Origin of the sequence: Vreelandella indica (genome assembly GCF_037070225.1) — a bacterium.
Lineage (GTDB): Bacteria > Pseudomonadota > Gammaproteobacteria > Pseudomonadales > Halomonadaceae > Vreelandella > Vreelandella arctica.
In genome coordinates, this window is the sequence record NZ_JBANSO010000008.1 from 141,837 (window position 1) to 162,201 (window position 20,365).

A 20,365-nucleotide genomic window follows, 5' to 3' on the forward strand; every position below is an offset into this window, starting at 1 on the left:
AGAATTTCAAGGAGCAGAGCCATGCGTTTAATCCTGTTGGGTGCCCCCGGCGCGGGCAAGGGGACTCAAGCTCAGTTTATTTGCGAGCAATTTAAGATTCCGCAGATTTCCACCGGGGATATGCTGCGCACGGCCATTAAAGATGGCACTGAGCTGGGCTTGAAAGTAAAAGAGATCATGAACAGCGGTGGCTTGGTATCTGACGACATCATCATCGATCTGGTCAAAGAGCGTATCAGCCAGCCAGACTGTGAAAATGGCTTTCTGTTCGATGGCTTCCCGCGCACGATTCCCCAGGCCGATGCCATGAAAGAGGGCGGCGTTAAGCTGGATCACGTGGTGGAAATTGCCGTGCCCGATGAAGAAATCGTTAGCCGCTTGGCGGGTCGCCGTGTTCACCAGGCCTCGGGGCGGGTCTATCACGTTGATCACAACCCGCCGAAAGAGCCGGGCAAAGATGATGTCACTGGCGAAACGCTGATTCAGCGTGAGGATGACCAGGAGTCCACGGTGCGCAATCGTCTGTCGGTTTATCACGATCAAACCGCCCCGCTGGTTAATTATTATCAGCAGTGGGCCGCGCAGGATCCGCAGAGCGCTCCTCAATATCACCGCATTGAAGGCGTAGGCAGCGTGACCGACATCACCCGTCAGGTGAAAGAAGCGCTAAGTTAATAAACGCTATTGTTTAATCGCATCGTTATTACCTGCCAACGATGGCCCGCTTCGGCGGGCCATCGTCGTGATGGCGTGACAAAGGTATAATGCTGCCATCTTTCTTTCGAGTGGCCACTTGCTATGCCGTTACATCTGCTTGCCCTGGACGCCTCCTCTAGCGCGTGTTCTGCAGCCCTATTGCGCCAAGACGAGACGGGGGCTACTTGCCTGGCGCGCTTTGAGATGACGCCCCGTGCCCATACTCGCCGGTTGCTGCCAATGGTGGATGAAGTGCTTGCCGAAGCGCAGGTAACGCCTTCCCAGCTTGATGCCGTAGCGTTTGGCCGTGGGCCGGGTTCGTTTACCGGGCTGCGTATCGCCGCAGGTGCTGCCCAAGGGCTAGCGTTTGGCCTCGATTGCCCGCTATTGGGTATCTCAACGCTGGAAGCGCTGGCGCTTCAGGCTCACCGCCGTTACCACCTTCGCCACGTGGTAACGGCGTTAGATGCCCGCATGGGCGAAGTGTACGCCGCGACCTGGCACTGCCTGAAAGACACGATTACGCCGATGAGCACCGAGGCCGTGCTGGCCCCAGAAGCACTGCGCTTGCCCGGCGATGAAACCGATTGGGTGGGCGTAGGCAGCGGCTTTACGCTGTGGGAGCGCTTCACCGTCGATTTACAGCTAAGCATGCCCCAGCATTTGGATGACTTAGAGCCCCGCGCCGAAGAGATGGCGTGGCTGGCGGCACGTGATTTTGCCGCTGGGTTGGGGCAGGCGGCCCACTTGGTTCAACCGGTGTATCTGCGTAACGACGTCGCTTGGAAAAAGCCCGCATGAGCTTTGTGAAGAGCCCAGTTGAGACCAATGTCGAGAGCGACGTTGAGAACATTGCTCTACCTGACGGCCTGTGCTTGGTTCAGGGGGAAGACGGGTTGGCGCTGGTTGGTGATGAAAAACGCTACGGAAAGCCGCTCAGTGTCGATTTTGTGGCGGGCAAAGCGGCCCATCGGCGACGTTTTGGCGGTGGGCGGGGGCAGCTGGTTGCAAAGGCCTGTGGGCTAGCCAAGGGCGTGTCACCTAGCATTGTTGATGCAACGGCAGGGCTAGGCCGCGATGCGTTTGTGTTGGCCAGTCTCGGCGCCCAGGTGCTGTTAATTGAACGTGTGGCCGCGATAGCAGCCCTGCTGGAAGACGGTTTAAAGCGTGCGTCCAGACATAGCGATACGGCAGATATAGCCGCCCGAATGACGCTGCGCCATGGCGATGCTGCTCAATCTCTGGCGGCGCTTGTTGCCAGTGCTCATTTTGCGCCGCAGGTGATACACCTGGACCCGATGTTTCCCCACCGCGAAAAATCGGCGCTGGTGAAAAAAGAGATGCGCCTGTTTCGTGAGTTGGCTGGGGATGACGACGATGCCCCGCGCCTGCTTGAAGCGGCGCTGGATGTAGCCACCCACCGAGTGGTAGTCAAGCGGCCCCGCAAGGCACCACCTATCGAGGGCCCGGCACCGCAGCACACGCTTGAAGGCAAAACCAGCCGCTATGATTTATATGTCCATCGCTCATTAGTGCGTTAGTGCGTTCGCGCGGTGATCATGCAAGGAGCACCCATGCAGAATGCGTGGCGAGAAGGTAATCGATTTACGCTGCTGCCAGAGGCCACGCGCTTTCTGCCAGCCATGTTTGAAGCAGTACATAGCGCTCGTCACTATGTGTTGGTCGAGCTCTATTTGATGGAGTCGGGGGAGCTTGCCGATCAAGTTATTGCTGAGCTGATTGACGCTGCACAGCGCGGAGTCAGGGTCTGTTTGCTGCTGGATGGATATGGCTCGATGGGGTTGTCTAGCGAAGACCGCCAGCGATTGAAGCAAGGCGGTGTAAAACTGCGTTTTTTTAATACCATTGGCTTTCACTCCTTAGCGCTTAACTTAAGCCGCGATCACCGCAAAATTGTCGTTATTGACGGCGAACGGGCATTTACCGGTGGCTTTGGCGCGGTAGATGAGTTCCTGAATGCCTGGTATGAGATTGCGCTACGTATTGATGGACCGGTGGTGGCGGACTGGGAGCAGCTGTTTAGACGACTCTGGAGCTCGCGGCTAACTCGCGCTGAGAAGGGCGATAATAGCGCGGGTGCACTGCCTGAACAGCGTGAGCCACAAGCGCATGCCGATGGCCAGCCGGGGCGGGCGATGTCGGCGCGGGGCTATCGATACCAAGCAATACGCCATTCACTGCATGAGCGCGTCAACCAGGCGGAAACGCGGCTGTGGCTATGTACACCCTATTTCGTGCCTACCTTCGCGTTGCGGCGTCGCTTGGTGCGGGCCGCACGGCGGGGGATCGACGTGCGCCTGCTGCTGCCTGGGGCAAAGCATGACCATCCTAGCGTGCGTTTTGCTGGTCAACGCTTTTACCATTCGCTACTGAAAGCGGGGGTGCGCATCTTTGAGTTCCAGCCGACCTTTATCCATGCCAAATTTGTGCTCGCCGATAAGTGGGTAAGCATTGGTTCGTGTAACTTTGACCACTGGAACCTGCACTGGAACCTGGAGGCCAATCAAGAGGCGCTAGACCCTCAATTGGCGGAGGATGTGCGTGAGCTTTTTGTACGTAACTTTGCCGCAAGTCAGGAAGTTGACGCCGCTGCCTGGGCGGCGCGCCCCTGGGGGCAGCGCGCTCGTGAGTGGATCTACGGCGTGTTGGATGGAATCATCATGCGGCTTAAATAAGGGCCGCGGCTAGGGTTAGCGTTTTTTGCCCTTGGCAGGCGTTTTCTTGCGCGGCTTGGGTTTGGCGGTTTCTGGCGGTACACGGTAATGCAGGTAAAGGTCCAAAACGAGCTCAGGCAACTGCACCACCAGCGACTCCTGGCGCGCTTGGTCCTTAGCAAGTTCGGCCATGTCGGGTTCATCATCGAACAAGCCGGAGAGCAGCATAAACGGCAGCAGCAACGTGGCGGCGGCCTCTTCATCGTCTTGAAACCAAGCGCTTTCATCGCTGAAAACGCCTTCCATAAAGCCCGCGCACCAGTCGCCAATAGGTGTTTCTTCGGCAGGCTCGCCGGCCAGCGTTAGCTCAAAGGGGAGTTCGGGTAAGCCACCTTGTTCAAGCACTGCCACCGCATTGTCGCGCAGCAGCGTGAGCAGGGTGATAATCTCATCGCGCTCGGCGTCGTCGGCATAGCGTGGCTCGCCCTGAAAAAGCTCTGCCAGCCACTGGGCGGGCGGCACTTCGCTAGGGGCGACGGCAAGCGCCACCAAGAAGCCATGAGCGGAGATCAGATCAAGGGCGTCTTCATCCACTTGATCCGAGTCGAGGAAGTCATCCAGTCTGTCCAGTTGCTCATCCTCGAGCAGTGGCTGCGGGGGCGTGTTTGTGTCGGGCGTGTCGCTGCGCTCTGCCATGAGTAAAGCCTCATCAATGCGAATCGGTAATCATCGGTCACTAGGAAACCATAACGGCTAGTTTATCACTAATGAAGACGTCTCCACTGCCCCCTTGGCCAGCTGCTGAGCTGGCCGACATGACGAAAACAGAGCTGCATTACGCCGCGCGGGTTCGCGTGGAGCAGGCGTGGCTGCGCTGTTGTGAAGTATGCCCTACGCTGCCAGCGCCAAAGGTGTGGTTTAACCTGCGTGGTGCGTCGGCCGGGCAGGCGCATCTGGGGCACGGAGGCTTGCGTTTTAACCCGGTGTTGTTGAGTGAAAACCGCACGGCTTTTTTTGAGGACATTATTCCTCATGAAATGGCCCATTGGCTGGTCTTTCATTTAGACAATGGCCCGCGTTTGAAACCCCATGGCCGTGAATGGAAAACGGTGATGCGCGAGCTTTTCGGCTTAGTGCCCACTGTGACCCATCAGTTTGATATTCAGCAGGCGCAGCCCGCCCCTTATCGCTACCAGTGCGATTGCCGGATTCATCAATTTACTCCCAGGCGTCATGCTTTAGTGGCAAACGGCCGTCGTTACCGTTGCCGTCACTGTGCTAAGACCTTGGTCTACAGGCCAGAAGATAAGCTTTAATTTAATTATAAATGTTTGTTTTTTAAATAAAAAATGCTAATACCAATGTCTAAAGGGAAGCCAGGGCGAGGAGGTTTATGCTAGGGGAACATTAATGGCAGTCGATACCCCTGATAATGGTCAATAACACCCAGCAATGTCTTCAAGTAGCGTCTTCGAACAATGCCTTCAATTAGTGTATCGACTACAGTTTCTTTAGATGGCACTTTATAGAAGAGTGCATTTTCACGGACAGAGGCAATTTTATGAGCGATCAACACAACGTCTATCCGGTGCGCGACGATTTCGCCGCCAATGCCTGGGCCGATAAAGCTAAGTACGAGGCCATGTATCAGCAGTCGATGGACGATCCGGAAGGATTCTGGGCCGAGCAGGCCAAGCGTCTTGACTGGATTAAAGCGCCCACTAAAATCAAAAACACCTCTTTTGCGCGTGATAATGTCGATATTCGCTGGTTTGAGGATGGGCTGCTTAACGTCAGCGCCAACTGCCTGGATCGTCATCTAGAGAAACGCGGTGATCAAACGGCGATTATCTGGGAAGGCGATAATCCCGATGACTCCAAGCACATTACCTATCGTGAGCTCTACGCACGTACGAATCAGTTGGCCAACGCGCTGAAAGAGCTAGGCATTCGTAAAGGCGACACGGTTACGCTGTATATGCCGATGATTCCCGAAGCTGCCATGGCGATGCTTGCCTGTGCGCGCATTGGCGCCGTGCACTCGGTCGTTTTTGGTGGCTTCTCGCCAGACGCTGTTGCCCAGCGGGTGATTGGCGCCGATTCCAAGCTGGTGATTACCGCCGATGAATCGGTGCGTGGTGGCAAGCACGTACCATTAAAAGAGAACGTGGACGCCGCGCTGACCCGTGACGGCACCGATGTGTGCAAAAATGTTCTGGTGGTGAAGCGTACCGGCGGTGAAATTGAGTGGAAAGATGGCCGTGATGTGTGGTTTGACGAGCTGGTGGACAAGCAGTCGAAAGAGTGCGAAGCCGAAGCCATGGGTGCCGAAGACCCGCTGTTTATTCTGTATACCTCCGGCTCTACCGGTGCTCCTAAGGGTCTGAAACACACCACCGGCGGTTACCTCACCTACGCTGCGATGACGCATCAGTACGTGTTCGACTACCAAGAGGGTGAGGTTTACTGGTGTACTGCCGATGTGGGCTGGGTGACGGGTCATAGTTATATCGTTTACGGACCTTTGGCGAACGGTGCGACTACCGTCATGTTTGAAGGTGTTCCCAGCTATCCCACTCATGGCCGTCTGGGCGATATCGTTGATAAGCACAACGTCAATATTCTCTATACTGCGCCCACCGCGGTGCGTGCCCTGATGGCCCATGGCGACAACGTCATGGACTCCAGCAAACGCGATAGCCTGCGTCTGTTGGGCTCTGTGGGTGAGCCGATCAACCCGGAAGCGTGGGAGTGGTTCTATCGTGTGATCGGCAACGAAAAGTGTCCGATTGTAGATACCTGGTGGCAGACTGAAACTGGCGGCATCATGATTGCTCCTTTACCGGGCGCTACGCCGCTCAAGCCCGGTTCTGCGACTGTACCGTTCTTTGGCGTCAAGCCCGCGCTGGTGGATAACGAAGGGAACAAACTGGAAGGCGCTACTGAAGGCAATCTGGTGATTCTCGATTCCTGGCCGGGGCAGGCGCGCTCTATTTGGGGTGACCACGAGCGCTATATCCAGACCTACTTCTCAACCTATGACGGTATGTACTTTACCGGTGACGGCTGCCGCCGCGATGAAGATGGTTACTACTGGATCACTGGTCGTGTGGATGACGTTCTGAACGTTTCGGGCCACCGGATGGGTACCGCCGAGATCGAATCGTCTCTCGTCGCGCACAGCGCCGTTGCTGAAGCAGCCGTTGTCGGCTTCCCGCACGATATTAAGGGACAAGGCATCTATATTTATGTCACCCTGAATGACGGTATTGAGGAGTCTGACGAGCTCAAAAAAGAGCTGACCCAGTGGGTACGCAAGGATATTGGCCCGATTGCCTCGCCAGATGTTATTCAATGGGCGCCCGGCTTGCCGAAAACCCGCTCGGGTAAAATCATGCGCCGTATCCTGCGCAAGATTGCCGCTAACGAGTGCGATGGTTTGGGTGATACCAGCACGCTGGCGGACCCGTCGGTGGTCGATGAGCTGATTGAGCATCGCGCCAATCAATAACGGCGACACCGTAGTAGGCTGGTTAGCCTAATAAGGGCTGTTTACCTAGAAAACAGTGCCGACCCGTGTAGGTCGGCACTGTTGTTTTTGTTGGTATGATCTATCTATTACAAATTGTGCATGTGATGCTTGGGCATGATGAAGCCCATGGGGTACCATGCTTCACAACCGTAAGAGCCTAGCGTCGCGGCGGCAGACAACCCCGCTGCTCGAGGAACCGGAGGAATATCCATGGCAGTAGCTCATAAGTTTATCGTCGCTGACGATCACCCGCTGTTTCGTGCAGCGCTGACCCAAGCGTTACGCCAGTTGGCCCCCCAGGCGGAAATTGTCGAAGCGGATACCATGGAAGCCACCACTGACGTGGTTAATCGCCACCCAGACGCCGATTTGATTCTGCTGGATCTGCACATGCCGGGAGCCCACGGCTTTTCCGGCTTGATTCAATTGCGTGGCCAGATGCCCGATATCCCCGTGGCGGTGGTATCAGGTAGTGATGAGCCCTACGTGGTGCGTCGTGCTATTGACTACGGCGCGTCGGGTTTTATCCCTAAATCATCGTCTCTACAACTCATTGCTGAAGCCGTCGGTGAAATTCTGCAGGGCGAAGTGTGGTTGCCAGAGGCATTGGCCAACGTGCTGGAAGAGACCAGCGAAGAAGAATCGCGCTTTGCTGAGGCGATTGCGTCGCTGACGCCCCAGCAATTTCGCGTGTTGAACATGTTGACCGAAGGCCTGCTGAATAAGCAGATCGCTTATGAACTGAGCGTTTCTGAAGCGACGATCAAAGCCCATGTGACCGCGATTCTACGTAAACTGGGTGTGCACTCACGTACCCAGGCCGTTATTGCGGCTCAGAAACTGGAAGTCGAACCGCCGAAAGTCGTTTCCTAACTACCTGTCTTCTTAATACTTAGCATCTAAGTAATTAGCATCTGAACCGCGGCGCTTAACGCGCCGCGCGATTGGCCTGCAATGTGCGCGTCAATAGCGCCCGCAGCGCCGCGGGTTTAACGGGCTTCAGCAGTAGTTGATAGCCCGCCCGCTTGATCTCTTCAGCCACCGCTTCGGTACGATCAGCGGTGATGACAATGCCCGGTACCGCCCCCTCAAAACGCTCGCTGAGCGCTTCTAGCGCCATTAGACCGGTGACTTCGTTATCCAGGTGATAGTCCGCCAAAATAGCGTCCGGGTCGCCATCCATATTGCGTAGAATCGATTTAGCCCCACCGATACTGGTAGCCGTAAACACTTCGCAGCCCCAGCCGCTTAGCATGGCGGTCATGCCTTCCAAAATCAGCGTTTCATTATCGATACACACAATCCGTGTGCCGCTCAGCTTGTGGCTGCCGCGCCGTGCCTGAGGTTCAAGCTCGCTATTGCTTGGCTCGCGAGCGGTAACGATCGGCACGCTGACCGAGAAAACGGCGCCTTTGCCCACTGTCGAGCGTACTTTGATGGGGTGATCCAGCACACGGCTCATGCGGTCGGCAATCGACAGCCCCAACCCCAGGCCTTTCTCGCTCTCTTTATGGCGTGACACCTGATCCAGACGGCGAAACTCCTGAAAAATTTCGGTGAGCTTAGATTCGGGAATGCCGGGGCCGCTGTCCCACACTTCAATCGAGAGCCAGCCATTATGACGGCGGCAGCCCAGCAGTACGCGTCCCTCTTGGGTGTAGCGAATCGCATTGGATAAGAAGTTTTGTACGATTCGGCGCAGCATCTGCGGGTCTGAGTCGACCCACAGCTGGGTCGGAACCACTTCTAAGTCCAATCCGCGATCATCCGCCATCACCTCAAACTCGGCGCGTAACGGGCGAACGATATCCGCCAGGGCAAAGTGACTGCGGCGTGGCGTCAGGGCGCCTGCGTCCAGCTTGGAGATGTCTAGCAGGGTGCTGAGCAACTCCTCAGCGGCTTGCAGCGAGTTATCGATGTGGCCGACGATACGTTGGGTATCGGTGGTGGTAACGTTTTGCATCAGTGCGGAGGTAAACAGCCGTGCCGCGTTAAGCGGCTGCAGCAAGTCGTGGCTGGCCGCGGCCAAAAAGCGTGTCTTGGAGGCGTTGGCGTCTTCCGCCAACTGCTTGGCCTGACGCAGCGCCAACTCGGCCTCGGCGCGGACCCGGTTCTCCTGGCGTAGCGCCGAGTTGGCTTCAGAAAGCGCCTGAGTACGTTCACGCACGCGCTCCTCAAGGGTTTCGTTGGTCTCTTTCAGGGCAATTTCAGCCTGGCGGCGCTCGGTAATATCCTGATAGAGCGCGAAAAAGCCCAGAATCGCCTGACTATCGCCAAAGTGCGGCGTATACGTGACCAGCATATAGCGCATGGCCTCATTCACCCGTAGCGAGACTTCAAAGCTGACCCGCTCGCCATTCAGCGCACGGGCGACCCATGGTGTGCGCTCTTCCGCTTGCTTGACCGGCAGCACGTCTTCAAAACGACGGCCGATGACGGCGTTGCGGTCAATGTTGAACGCTTGCTCATAGGCGCGGTTGGTAAATAAATAGCGGCACTCTTTGTCGAAGTAGGCAATCAGCGCTGGCACATTATCGGTATAGATACGGATATTGTTTTCCGAGCGGATCAGTGCCTCTTCGATCCGCTTTTGCTGGGTAATATCCTGATAAGTATAAACAAACCCGCCGCCGGGCATCGGGTTGCCCTGTACTTCCAGCACGCTACCATCCTGGCGGTAGCGCACGTAGCGGTGGGGCTGGCCCTCGCGGATATTATCGAGCAGTAGTTGCACGTGCTCTTCCGGGTCGCCCGGGCCATATTCGCCGTTGTGGGCGTTGTAGCGGAAGATGCGGTCGATGGGCGCGCCAACACGGATCAAGTGGTCAGGGAAGCGGAAGAGCTCCAGGTAACGCTGGTTCCACACCACCAAGCGCAGGTTCTGGTCGACCACGCTGATGCCCTGGTTGATGTTCTCGATGGTGGCTTGGAGCAGCGCCCGGTTGAACTCCAGCACTTGGGAAGCTTCATCGACAATCGATATCACATCCGAGATGCCGATGCCGCGCCCCTGTAGCGCCGAGTTAACCACGATGCGCGCTGATGAAGCGCCCAGCACCGAGGCCAGAAAGCGTTCAGTGAACTGGATGATATCAATTGAGGCGCGAGTGCCGTGATCCAACGGTTTACCAGAGCGGCGGGCGTAATCTTCAAAGGCACGATCTACCTGCCCGGCACCCAGGAAGCGCTCACACAGCACTTTTAAATCGCCAACGGTAGTGGCCCCAGTCCAGGGGCGGTTAACCGAGGTCTGGCGCGTCTCTACGCTATCCACGAACAGCGAGGCCTGAATGCGCTCAACCACCCGCTGCGAAGTCACTTGGGAAACAAAAATGTAGCAGAACAGATTCACCCCGAGTGACAGCATCACGCCGTGGGTAAAGCTATCGCCCAAGTTGAGGCCAAATAGCGCCGTGGGTGATAGCCAGTTAAGCCCCAGCGGACCGCCGCTCAGCCACTCGCTCGGCAGTACCCCGGCATTGATCATCGCAGGCAACAGCAGGCTATAGGCCCAGATGGCGAAGCCTGCATTCATACCGACGATGACCCCAAGCCGGTTACCACGCTTCCAGTAGAGCCCGCCAATGACTGCAGGGGCAAACTGTGCGGCGGCGGCAAACGACAACATGCCGATGGAGGCCAGCGAGGTGAACTCGGCAATCAGTTGGTAGAAGCCATAGGCCATCGCCAGCACGGCGACAATGGTTAAGCGCCGCGCTCGCAGTACCAGTCGACCATAATCCCGCGCCTTGGTATCGAACCAGCGCAGCCGGAACAGTGCTGGAATAACAATCTCGTTGGAGATCATGATCGACACCGCCACGGCGGCCACAATAACCATGCCGGTGGCCGCCGAGAAACCGCCGATAAAGGTAAGCAGCGTCAGCCACTGTTGGCCCGAGGCCATGGATAGCGCCAGCACGTAGGTATCGGGTTCCACGCCGCTTTCGGAAAACAGCAGCAGCCCGGCGGCGGCCAGGGGCACCACAAAGAACGCAATCGCCAACAGGTAGAGCGGGAACAGCCAGCGGGCTTTGCTGGCGTCATCAGGGTGAATGTTCTCGACCACCGCCACATGAAACTGGCGCGGAAGGCACAGGATCGCCAGCATGGCGAGCAAGGTTTGCGCCCAGAAGCTCTGGCCAAAATCCTGATTGGCGAGCTGGCGCTGGAGTTCAAGCTGGCTTTCGGCGTGGCCCATTAACTCACCCAGGCCATCAAACATTCCCCAGGTGACAAAGACACCAAGCACCACAAAGGCCAGCAGTTTGACCAGCGATTCAAACGCGACGGCGTGAATCAAACCTTCGTGGTGTTCGGTGGCATCGGTATGTCGAGTACCAAAGAGAATCGCGAAGATAGCCATCACAATGGCAACGTAGAACGCCGTATCGCCAAACAGCGGCGTATGGGTCACATCGGAGGCATCGGTGAGCACACTGAAAGTGGTAGAAACCGCTTTTAGCTGTAGCGCGATGTAAGGCAGGGTGCCGACAAGGGCGACCAGGCTGGCAAAGGCGGCCAGCGACTGGGTTTTGCCGTAACGGGAGGCAATAAAATCGGCAATCGAAGTAACGTTTTGGTGTTTAGCGACACGAATCATTTTGGCCAACACCGGCCAGAACAGCAAAAACGTCAATATCGGGCCGACGAAAATGCTCGCAAACGACCAGCCCGCCGTGGCTGCTTGGCCAACCGCGCCGTAAAAGGTCCATGACGTGCAGTAGATCGCCAGCGCCAAACTATAGATAATCGGGCGCCGCCGGGAGGCGCCATGAGTCCGCGCACGGCGGTCACCGTACCACGCAATACCGAACAAAACGGCAATATAAAGTAGCGATACCGCGACCAGTAGCCCGCCGTGAAACATGCTTTTCTCCCCGCCAGAGTGTGCGACCCACTTATATGTGCGCTAAACGTACGCTAATAAAAAAAGGCTTCATTCTAGGCGAAATAGGGGGCCATGTACGACCACTACGTAGGCTTGTTGTTATCCCGGCTAACTTTATCTATGCGCATACGTTGTTGAGTAACGGCGATGTTTCTCGCAGCGTGCGTATCTCTTCGAGAATAGGCTCGCGGGAGTCTTGATCCAGCGGCACTAGCTCACGGTTATCACAGTTGAGCAGATAGGGCTGGGTGATCAAAATATCGGTGTGGTGACGCTCAAACTGATAAAGGATAAATTCTGCTAAGCGGGCGCCATCCTGCTCGCTTATGCGGACGTTTTCACTATCGACCATGCTGAACTTAGTGGTCATCGGAAAGGCAAAGGTCCATGGGCGCCATACGGCGGTACTGCTCTCGGTTGAAATGACCGTGGCAGAGTCAGGAAGCTGCGCCTGCTTGTGTTCAAACCAGCTGTACTCCACCTGAATTTGATAGGCCAGCATACCCAGCGCGCCACACACCGGCACTATCCATTTGGGCAAACGTTTGCCGCTCAAGGTGCGCAGTATCAACCCAATCCCTGCGGCTGCAAGGCCCGCAAAAACGGCGGCGATCAAATGCCATATCATAAAATATCCTTTCAAAAAGCCGTCTATAAAAGCTATCTATAAAAGCCATCGGGCTTCCCTAAGGAAGCCCGATGGTAAGGTCAATTCCTAAGCGACATCACAACAGTGCGATAAGCCGCCCGGATGGAGTATGACTTAGTGATCTACCGCCATACCAGCACCTTTCGGATAGCGAACGCTTTCCACCAGATCCTGAATTTCCTGCGGCGGTGCCGCGGTCACTCTGGAAACTGCAAAGGCAACGGCGAAGTTGATCATCGCGCCCACCGCACCAAAGGAGAGCGGCGAGATGCCAAAGAACCAGTTATCCGGCGTGTTGGCCAGCATGTTGGTCTCCGGTATGAAGAACCAGCCTAGATAGGTGAAGATGTACAGCAAGGTACAAACCAAGCCCGCTAACATGCCGGCAACGGCGCCTGGGCTGTTCATCCGCTTGGAGAAGATCCCCATCATCAGCGCAGGGAATAGCGATGCGCCAGCGATACCAAAGGCGAGTGCCACCGTCTGTGCCGCAAACCCTGGCGGATTAAGCCCCAGATAGGTGGCCAACAGGATCGCGCCACCCATGGAGATTCGCGCCGCTAACATTTCGCCTTTCTCGGAAATCTTCGGATTGATCATGGTCTTGATCAAATCGTGACTGATCGCCGAAGAGATCGCCAACAGCAAGCCTGCCGCGGTAGACAGCGCCGCCGCAATACCACCGGCTGCGATCAAACCAATAACCCAGCTTGGTAGGTTGGCGATTTCCGGGTTGGCGAGTACCAGGATATCGTTATTAACGGTTAGTTCGTTGCCTTCCCAGCCACGATCAGAGTAGTCGGCGGCATCATTATACATCTGAATACGGCCGTCATTGTTGCGATCATTGAAGCTGATCAGGCCGGTTTCTTCCCATGTGCGAACCCAACCTGGGCGCTCTTCGTACAGAATCGGGTTTTGCGCAGCCTCTTCGTAGTTCTCAACCTGCCCCGCCATCTCTGGATACACGGTGGTCGCCAGGTTCAGGCGAGCCATAGAGCCTACTGCCGGTGCGGTCAGGTAGAGCAAGGCAATGAAGACCAGCGCCCAACCAGCGGACCAGCGCGCATCGGCCACTTTCGGTACGGTGAAGAAGCGAATGATAACGTGGGGAAGACCGGCAGTACCGACCATCAACGACAGCGTGAACAGCACCATGTTGAGTTTATTGTCCACATCGGCGGTGTAGTCTTGGAAACCAAGCGCATTGACCACATCATCCAGTTTTTCCAGCAGCGGTACACCGGATTCAGTGTGCGTGCTGAACATGCCGAACATCGGAATCGGATTGCCCGTCAGTTGGAACGCGATGAACACCGCCGGAATGGTGTAAGCGATGATAAGCACCACATACTGTGCCACCTGGGTGTAGGTGATGCCCTTCATACCGCCAAATACGGCGTAGAGGAAAACGATCAGCGCGGCTAACCAGATACCCCAGGTGTTGCTGACTTCAAGAAAGCGCGAGAACGCCACGCCTGCACCGGTCATTTGACCGATAACGTAGGTCACCGACGCTACAATCAAGCACACGATCGCCACTAGGCGAGCGGTGTTGCTGTAGAAGCGGTCACCGATGAAGTCGGGCACGGTGAACTTACCAAACTTACGCAGGTAAGGGGCCAGCAGCATCGCGAGGATAACGTAGCCACCCGTCCAGCCCATCAGGAAGGTGGAGTTAGCGTAGCCACCGGAGGCCAGCAAACCCGCCATGGAAATAAACGACGCCGCAGACATCCAGTCGGCGGCAGTGGCCATGCCGTTGGTGATGGGGTGAACCCCGCCCCCGGCGACATAGAAGTCTTTTGTTGAGCCGGCGCGCGCCCAAATCGCAATGCCTATATACAAGGCAAAGGAGGCGCCGACGAACAGTAAGTTAATTGCAAACTGGCTCATACCGGCTTACTCCCCAAGGCCAAATTTTTGATCGAGCTTGTTCATCTTCCAGGCATAGAAGAAGATCAGCACGATAAACGTTAAGATAGAGCCCTGTTGTGCAAACCAGAAGCCTAGGTCAGTGCCGCCAACCGGAATGCCGGCGAGCAGTGGGCGAAACAGGATAGCGCATCCGTAAGAAACAAATGCCCAAACGGCCAGGCATCCGAAAATTAACCGGACGTTTGCTTTCCAGTATTCAGCAGCATTGGTTTTGTCGTCTGCCATTGTGTTGCTCTCCACTTGTGATTTTTAAGGTTGGGAAAGTTCACGAGGAATAGCGTGTGACCCATCAGGGCAATCGCACGTCTAAAGCCACCCAATTGTTAGTAGTGGTGAGTCAGCTTCTCTTGGCACATCACCTTATTATTCGATATGAAATGTCGAGTCAGTTAGTGACGTGCGATTACCCTGCATGACTCATTGTTAATACTGGGCAATAATCGTTAAAAAATAAATCCCAGACTTTGGTATCAATAAACAGAGAAGTGGCTGTTTGATAACTGTATGTTGTTGAAAATAGGTGTTTTTAGACACTGGTTAAGCAGATTTTGTAGGTGTTTTTAGCACTATAGGACAATAGTCTAGTAAGCAAATAAATGCAGTTATTGGCTGCTTTAAGTACATGCGCTGCGTTTAGTGGTCAGTGACCGTTAGTCACTATCAATACTTTGGTCGCGTATCTAAAGTCGCTTCGACTTTAGCGTGATAGCTAAAGGTATAACAAGGTTCTACTTGCTACTTGGGAAGTGAATCCTTTATACCCGTATAGTCATCTTCATATAATAATCGATAACTGCTTTCTGAAGCGTTGGAGTGGGCCAGCATTGAGTCACGATATTTATTTGTTTTTTCTTATGTCTACCAGTTTGTCTTAAGGCAAAGCCTGGTTAGTCGTAGCCCTGTTTAATGAGGTCATACCCATGGTCGATGTGGATCTATCCCAACTGCCGTTCACGCTTCTTGACGATGAAGGTCGTGACCACATTCGCCGAGGCATTGACCTTGCGTATTTTGACCGCGACGAAATAATCCTAGAGACCGGACAGGCGGGCGAGTTTGTTTACCTAATACATAAAGGTGAAGTGGCAGAAATCGACCCCACGCTGCCCTCGTCTACCTCGCGTATTGGTCATTACACGGCCGGGGACCTATTTGGTGCGATCAGCATTCTCAATGGTAAAAGCCGCTATCGTTTTAAGGCCGAGCAGGAGTGCTTGTGTTACCTGCTGCCCAAAGCGTTGTTTCAGCAGTTGTGCCGTCATTACCCGGACTTCAGTAATTTCTTTCGCCAATCGCTGACGCATAAAGCACGCTTACTGACTGAAAAGCGTGCCGAAGGTGGCGTCACCATGGCGGGTTTTATGTTAGCCAAGGTAAGCGAATGTATGCGTGCGCCGCTGTTAATGGCGGCGGCTACTGATATTGCCAGCGCGGTGAAGCAGCTCAACGACAGCCACGCCGACAGCCTGCTCGTCGAGACTCAAGGCAAGCTAGGCATGGTGACGAAAACCGACCTGCTCAATGGATTGGTATTGCACGGTAGAGCGTTGTCATCACCGCTTGATGAGATCGCCCATTTTAATCTGGTCACCGTCGCGCCGGATCAATACTTATTTGAAGTGCTGGTACTGATGACGCGGCATAAAGTGACGCGTGTAGTGGTGCTGAAGCAAAACGTTCTCAAAGGCGTCGTCGAACTCACCGACGTACTTAGCTATTTCTCCAGTCGCAGCTACGTGGTGAGTCTACAAGTCGAACAGGCGGGCAGTTTGGAAGCACTGTCGGCGGCCAGCCAGCGCACACCGGAGCTGGTGAAGGCGCTGATGGCTCAAGGCGTAAAGCTACGCTTTGCGATGGATCTACTCGCCGCGCTGAATGGCCGTATCATGAGCAAGGCGTGGGAATTCACTATTGCTGAGAAGTACCGCGAACAGAGCTGCATGATGGTGATGGGTAGCGAAGGGCGCGGCGAACAAATACTAAAAACCGATCAAGATAATGGCTTGATTTTAGCCGACGATGCGCAGTGGCCAGATCTTATGAGCCACATGCAAACGCTCACTGATACCTTAATCCAGCTTGGCTACCCGCCGTGCCCCGGCAACATCATGGTATCGAACCCCGAGTGGGTGGCCACGGTGTCCCAGTGGAAAGCCAATATTGCCAAATGGGCGCATGAGCGTGACGGTGACAGCTTAATGAAGTTAGCGATTATGCTTGATGCACACGCCGTGGCGGGCAACCCCAGTTTACTTGAAAGCGTGCGTAACGAGCTTTTTGAACGCTGCTCAGGTGATGAGCTGCTGCTTTCTTATTTCGCTCGCACAGCACTGCGCTTTTCAACACCGCTGACGCTATTTGGGTCGTTGAAAAAGCCCCAGCACGGTATCGATATCAAGAAAGGCGGCATTTTCCCCATTGTCCACGGCGTGCGCACCATGGCGCTGGAGCGACGAATCAAAGCGACCTCAACACTGGATCGTTTAGACGCGCTGGCCGCCGATGGCCGCTTGGATCGCCGGTTCGCCGACGACCTGGGCGAAGCGCTGGCGCTGTTTTCCGAGCTGCGTCTCAAACAGCAGCTCACGGCCCTAGAGGCAAGTAGCACATCGCAAGAGGCGAACCGCACCAATCGTGTCGTGGTGCAAAGCCTCTCTTCGCTAGAACGCGACTTATTACGTGAAGCTTTGCATATCGTCAAAGACTTTAAGCAGCGGCTTTCCCATCGTTATCATCTGGAGTATTCGTGAGCGGAATGCGGCTGTTAGATCGACACGTGGCACTTTTTAGCGGTTCCTTACGCACCTTGTTGCGTCGCGAAAGCGACCGGCGACGCTGTGCTGATTCTCCTTACGCCTGGCTCTTTCAGCCCTATATGGGCGAAGAACTAGTAGCGCTTGCCTGCACATCAACGCCAACGCCGACGTCACCTGTGATCAGTTTGGCCGCCGTGGTGCTTAGCCAACAGCAGGTGCGTACTAGCCGTGCTTTTGTGCTGACGCTAGGCGCACAGGGGCAGGCTAGCAATGCATCGCTGCGTCGCCATCACCTGCTGTGTCAGGCGGGGGAGGTGGCGGCGCCAAACCGCGACAATTTAAATGCGTTAGTAGAGTTTATTGGCAATCGCCCTATTGTCGGCTGGCAGTTAGACCAGCGGATTGGGGCGTTAAATGCGTTGCTGAGAAAGCGGTTGGATTTCGCGCTGCCCAATGCCCAGGTCGACGTAGAAAAGCTGCATCAGCGCCAGCTGCGGCGCTTGCATCCGGAGATAGAGGCGCCGAGTAGCTTTGCCCAAGCGCTGGCGTGCTGGCAAGTACCCGCGATGGGGATGCAGGGTGTGTTAGGTGAGGCCACTTCCAGCGCGCTGCTCTATATGCGCCTGCAGCGCATTATGGCGGAGGCTGCTTAGTCATAGGCAGCGCTGTATACGAGTAGTTGGGTCAGGGCGGCGAGTGTTGTTAGAATAGTAGCCACTTTTTCTTGAATGCCTTCCACCCTCGGCAGTGCTTATACCATGCAATCTCTTGATCATTTTGACCCGGCTTCCCTCGGAGTCGCCCACGCTGATGTAGAGCAAGACTCGCCAGAGCTGGCTGATGCAAAGCAGAAACGTGAATTTAACAAGCTGCAAAAGCGCCTACGCCGAGAAGTAGGCAATGCGATTATTGATTACCAGATGATCAATGAAGGCGACCGCGTCATGGTCTGTCTCTCCGGCGGCAAATTATAGGCCATATATTTTTTGTAAAGTTATTTCCTGCCTCTTCATCTCCCAAAAGCCCGTTTTTCGGCCTATCTGAAGAGTTTTAATTGACAAAGACTTGTCAGAGTAATAGATTTTTGTAATCTGTTTATAGGATTACATATTTTGTCAAGGATTAGACTTAAAAAATATCTTTATGGTGGCATCCAATTCGTATCAATTGTAGACGAGAACGATTGTCCTTTAGACGTCTATGCGGCAGCTTACATAAATAGCGTATTATCTCGAAAGGCGTTTAATACAACGGTGAGATACTCAAACGAACTATTGTTTGCGCTTTGTTATTTCACTAACCGCTCGATAGATCTGACCGCCCGAGTAGCAAACGGCAGGTTAATTTCATACCCAGAGTATTTAAGTTTTTTTGATTTTTGCCACCATCAAAAAAGCGCACCACTTGAGCCTCACGTAATACCTTTTCTTGGTGTCGAGGATAAGCATCTGCGAAATGCTAAGTGCCTGATCTTAAGTTTTCGTGTAACGTTGGAGTCTGATATCTCTAACGGATGGAACCATGTTAAGGCGTTTCGTTGCTCCCCTTACTGACTCTGAACAGCAGACGCTGTCCTCCGCCTATCACCACGGTGAGAAGCGTGCTCTACGACGCCGTGCACATGCCATCCTACTGAGCAATCAAGGCCATACGATCAACCAAATTAGCCAGATACTGGAGGTCCGCCGCGACGCCGTATCACGATGGCTCAAACAATGGGAAGCGTCAGGCCTCGATGGATTGATCGACAAGCCCCGCAGTGGTCGCACGCCCGTCTTGGACGAGAGCGATCATCAGCGACTGCAGGAGCTCGTCGCCGAACAGCCTCACCAGATTCGATCCTTGCAGGCCCGTTTTGAAGAAGAGACGGGCAAGACCGTCAGCACGGTGACCCTTCGCCGAGCGTTGAAAAAAAAATGACTTCAGCTTCAAACGTATCCGGCACTCACTCAAAGCATTGCGTGACGAGACGGATTTCCGAAACACCCAAGGCCTCCTCAAGGCACTCCATCAGCAGGAGGACCAGGGTGAGCACGAGCTCTATTACTTTGATGAATCGGGTTTTTCACAATCGTCGTCGGTACCCTATGCGTGGAGTCCCATCGGGCAACCCTGCGAGGTGACCGCCTACTCACACAGCCGAAGGCTGAACGTATTGGGGTTCCTCAGCCGTGCTGGGAAACTGATCTACCACACCACTACCGGGTCAGTGACCACCGAGACGGTCATCGAAGCGTTTGACCAGTTTGTAGCACAGAAAAAAACCGATACCTTCGCTGTTGTGGTGCTCGACAACGCCAGCATGCATCGCTCGCAGGCCTTCAGGCGGAAAATAGTCGAGTGGATGTCGCACCGTGTGCATCTGGTTTACTTATCGGCCTACTCGCCGGAGCTGAATCTGATTGAGATACTGTGGCGTCAGATGAAGTACGCATGGCTGCCGTTGAGTGCTTACCTTTCGTTTGATCACCTCTGTGAAGAGGTACACCGGCTATTGGGTAGCTATGAAGCTGATCACGCGATTAATTTTGAATAAGCACTTATGACAGCGAACCTCCGGGCTTTCTCAAAGGTAGCTCCAGAAACTATTCAGGGTCGAGTACGTCGGCTTAGGCAATATCTAGAGTGGCTATTTGATGAATTTCACGGAGGAAAGGTAGTTACTGACGAAGTCGAGGATCGCTTTCATAAATTGATCTCAAAATTAAAGCTTGATGAGCAATCGTTTGGCCGAAATTCGGATTTCAATCCTGTCTCAACTACCGATTCGGTAATACCTGACAGCGTATTCGAAAGCCTACAAGAAATGATCCTTCCTGAGTCTAAGCACAATCCCTTTAAGTCTTCCAAAGTAAGAAACTATCTGATTGTTTCACTGCTTGAGCAGACGGGCATCCGGCGCGGGGCGCTCGCAAAAATTAAGATATCAGATTGCCGGTTTCATGGTAGCTATGACCGAATATCTATCTATCGTTCGCGTGGCGCGGATGTTAGCGATCCCCGACTAGAAAAGCCAAATCAAAAGACTCGTTCCCATGAACCTGAATCCGTGAAGCCGGCGCCGACACTTTCCCTATCACCGCCAGCGAGCACTTTTTGATCATTCGCCCGTGCAAGTTGGCTTTCGCAAGCCCGTTATTGCCAAAACCCACCGTGCTGATCGGTGCTGACGGCCCGTTTTGTCATGCCTTTCCACCCGCCAGGCACGACATATCTGGCGATCGCGTG

At 54.6% G+C, this 20,365-nt stretch carries 17 protein-coding genes and 1 pseudogene; 12 read left to right on the top strand and 6 right to left on the bottom strand.

Going from position 1 to position 20,365, the window contains the following annotated elements; all coding sequences use genetic code 11:
- Positions 1-21 precede the first annotated feature (21 nt).
- The 4 genes from adk (at position 22) to V8L71_RS07665 (ending at position 3,392) form a co-directional block, all read left to right on the top strand.
- Positions 22-675, top strand: a complete 654-nt coding sequence (gene adk, locus V8L71_RS07650; RefSeq protein ID WP_035562174.1) for an adenylate kinase — start codon at positions 22-24, stop codon at positions 673-675.
- A gap of 123 nt (positions 676-798) precedes the next feature.
- Positions 799-1,497: a tRNA (adenosine(37)-N6)-threonylcarbamoyltransferase complex dimerization subunit type 1 TsaB gene (gene tsaB / locus V8L71_RS07655; RefSeq protein ID WP_035562177.1), complete on the top strand. Its 699-nt coding sequence runs from the start codon at positions 799-801 to the stop codon at positions 1,495-1,497.
- Positions 1,494-2,237, top strand: a complete 744-nt coding sequence (locus tag V8L71_RS07660; RefSeq protein ID WP_336273688.1) for a class I SAM-dependent methyltransferase — start codon at positions 1,494-1,496, stop codon at positions 2,235-2,237. Before tsaB ends, V8L71_RS07660 begins: the two co-directional genes overlap by 4 nt.
- Positions 2,238-2,270: 33 nt before the next feature.
- Positions 2,271-3,392 (top strand): phospholipase D-like domain-containing protein, encoded by a 1,122-nt coding sequence (locus tag V8L71_RS07665; RefSeq protein ID WP_336273689.1) that lies wholly within the window; start codon positions 2,271-2,273, stop codon positions 3,390-3,392.
- A gap of 15 nt (positions 3,393-3,407) precedes the next feature.
- Here V8L71_RS07665 and V8L71_RS07670 read toward each other — a convergent pair whose 3' ends face one another.
- Positions 3,408-4,067 carry a YecA/YgfB family protein gene (locus V8L71_RS07670; RefSeq protein ID WP_336273690.1) on the bottom strand — a complete coding sequence of 220 codons (660 nt, stop codon included), beginning with the start codon at positions 4,065-4,067 and terminating at the stop codon, positions 3,408-3,410.
- 71 nt (positions 4,068-4,138) lie between these two features.
- Here V8L71_RS07670 and V8L71_RS07675 point away from each other — a divergent pair, with 71 nt between their 5' ends.
- Both V8L71_RS07675 and acs read left to right on the top strand, forming a co-directional pair.
- The gene (locus tag V8L71_RS07675; RefSeq protein WP_336273691.1) at positions 4,139-4,687 is read left to right on the top strand and encodes a SprT family zinc-dependent metalloprotease; all 549 of its coding nucleotides are present in this window, start codon (positions 4,139-4,141) and stop codon (positions 4,685-4,687) included.
- A gap of 245 nt (positions 4,688-4,932) precedes the next feature.
- Entirely contained in the window at positions 4,933-6,882 is a 1,950-nt protein-coding gene (gene acs / locus V8L71_RS07680; RefSeq protein ID WP_336273692.1) for an acetate--CoA ligase, read from the top strand.
- Positions 6,883-6,989: 107 nt separating this feature from the next.
- Here the strand turns inward: acs and V8L71_RS07685 are convergent, their stop codons facing one another.
- Entirely contained in the window at positions 6,990-7,115 is a 126-nt protein-coding gene (locus V8L71_RS07685; protein ID WP_022522133.1) for a hypothetical protein, read from the bottom strand.
- Here V8L71_RS07685 and V8L71_RS07690 point away from each other — a divergent pair.
- Positions 7,114-7,776: a response regulator gene (locus tag V8L71_RS07690; RefSeq protein WP_007113812.1), complete on the top strand. Its 663-nt coding sequence runs from the start codon at positions 7,114-7,116 to the stop codon at positions 7,774-7,776. The two genes, V8L71_RS07685 and V8L71_RS07690, sit on opposite strands and share 2 nt — an antisense overlap.
- 55 nt (positions 7,777-7,831) lie before the next feature.
- On the opposite strand, the gene V8L71_RS07695 is transcribed toward V8L71_RS07690, so the two are convergent.
- The 4 genes from V8L71_RS07695 to V8L71_RS07710 all read right to left on the bottom strand — a co-directional run bounded on the left by V8L71_RS07695 (position 7,832) and on the right by V8L71_RS07710 (position 14,606).
- The gene (locus V8L71_RS07695; protein WP_336273693.1) at positions 7,832-11,773 is read right to left on the bottom strand and encodes a hybrid sensor histidine kinase/response regulator; all 3,942 of its coding nucleotides are present in this window, start codon (positions 11,771-11,773) and stop codon (positions 7,832-7,834) included.
- A 139-nt stretch (positions 11,774-11,912) separates the two neighbouring features.
- Complete coding sequence (locus tag V8L71_RS07700) at positions 11,913-12,422, bottom strand: hypothetical protein (protein ID WP_101147542.1); 510 nt, start codon at positions 12,420-12,422, stop codon at positions 11,913-11,915.
- A 135-nt stretch (positions 12,423-12,557) separates the two neighbouring features.
- Entirely contained in the window at positions 12,558-14,339 is a 1,782-nt protein-coding gene (locus V8L71_RS07705; protein ID WP_101147541.1) for a sodium:solute symporter family protein, read from the bottom strand.
- Positions 14,340-14,345: 6 nt separating this feature from the next.
- Complete coding sequence (locus V8L71_RS07710; protein WP_007113808.1) at positions 14,346-14,606, bottom strand: DUF4212 domain-containing protein; 261 nt, start codon at positions 14,604-14,606, stop codon at positions 14,346-14,348.
- A 695-nt stretch (positions 14,607-15,301) separates the two neighbouring features.
- Here V8L71_RS07710 and V8L71_RS07715 point away from each other — a divergent pair.
- From V8L71_RS07715 to V8L71_RS07735, 5 genes and pseudogenes are all read left to right on the top strand, one after another.
- Positions 15,302-17,131, top strand: a complete 1,830-nt coding sequence (locus tag V8L71_RS07715) for a DUF294 nucleotidyltransferase-like domain-containing protein (RefSeq protein ID WP_336270022.1) — start codon at positions 15,302-15,304, stop codon at positions 17,129-17,131.
- Positions 17,132-17,136: 5 nt separating this feature from the next.
- Complete coding sequence (locus tag V8L71_RS07720; protein WP_336270065.1) at positions 17,137-17,790, top strand: 3'-5' exonuclease family protein; 654 nt, start codon at positions 17,137-17,139, stop codon at positions 17,788-17,790.
- Between the two features lie 105 nt (positions 17,791-17,895).
- Positions 17,896-18,105 (top strand): annotated as a pseudogene (locus tag V8L71_RS07725) (tRNA 2-thiocytidine(32) synthetase TtcA); the annotation flags it as partial.
- A 553-nt stretch (positions 18,106-18,658) separates the two neighbouring features.
- Positions 18,659-19,673 (top strand): IS630-like element ISHsp2 family transposase gene (locus V8L71_RS07730; protein WP_076611625.1). Its coding sequence is split into 2 segments (ribosomal slippage): positions 18,659-19,045 and positions 19,047-19,673, totalling 1,014 coding nucleotides; the frame shifts between segments, so codons are not numbered across the junction.
- A 6-nt stretch (positions 19,674-19,679) separates the two neighbouring features.
- Complete coding sequence (locus tag V8L71_RS07735; protein ID WP_336270703.1) at positions 19,680-20,237, top strand: site-specific integrase; 558 nt, start codon at positions 19,680-19,682, stop codon at positions 20,235-20,237.
- The last annotated feature ends 128 nt before the right edge of the window (positions 20,238-20,365 follow it).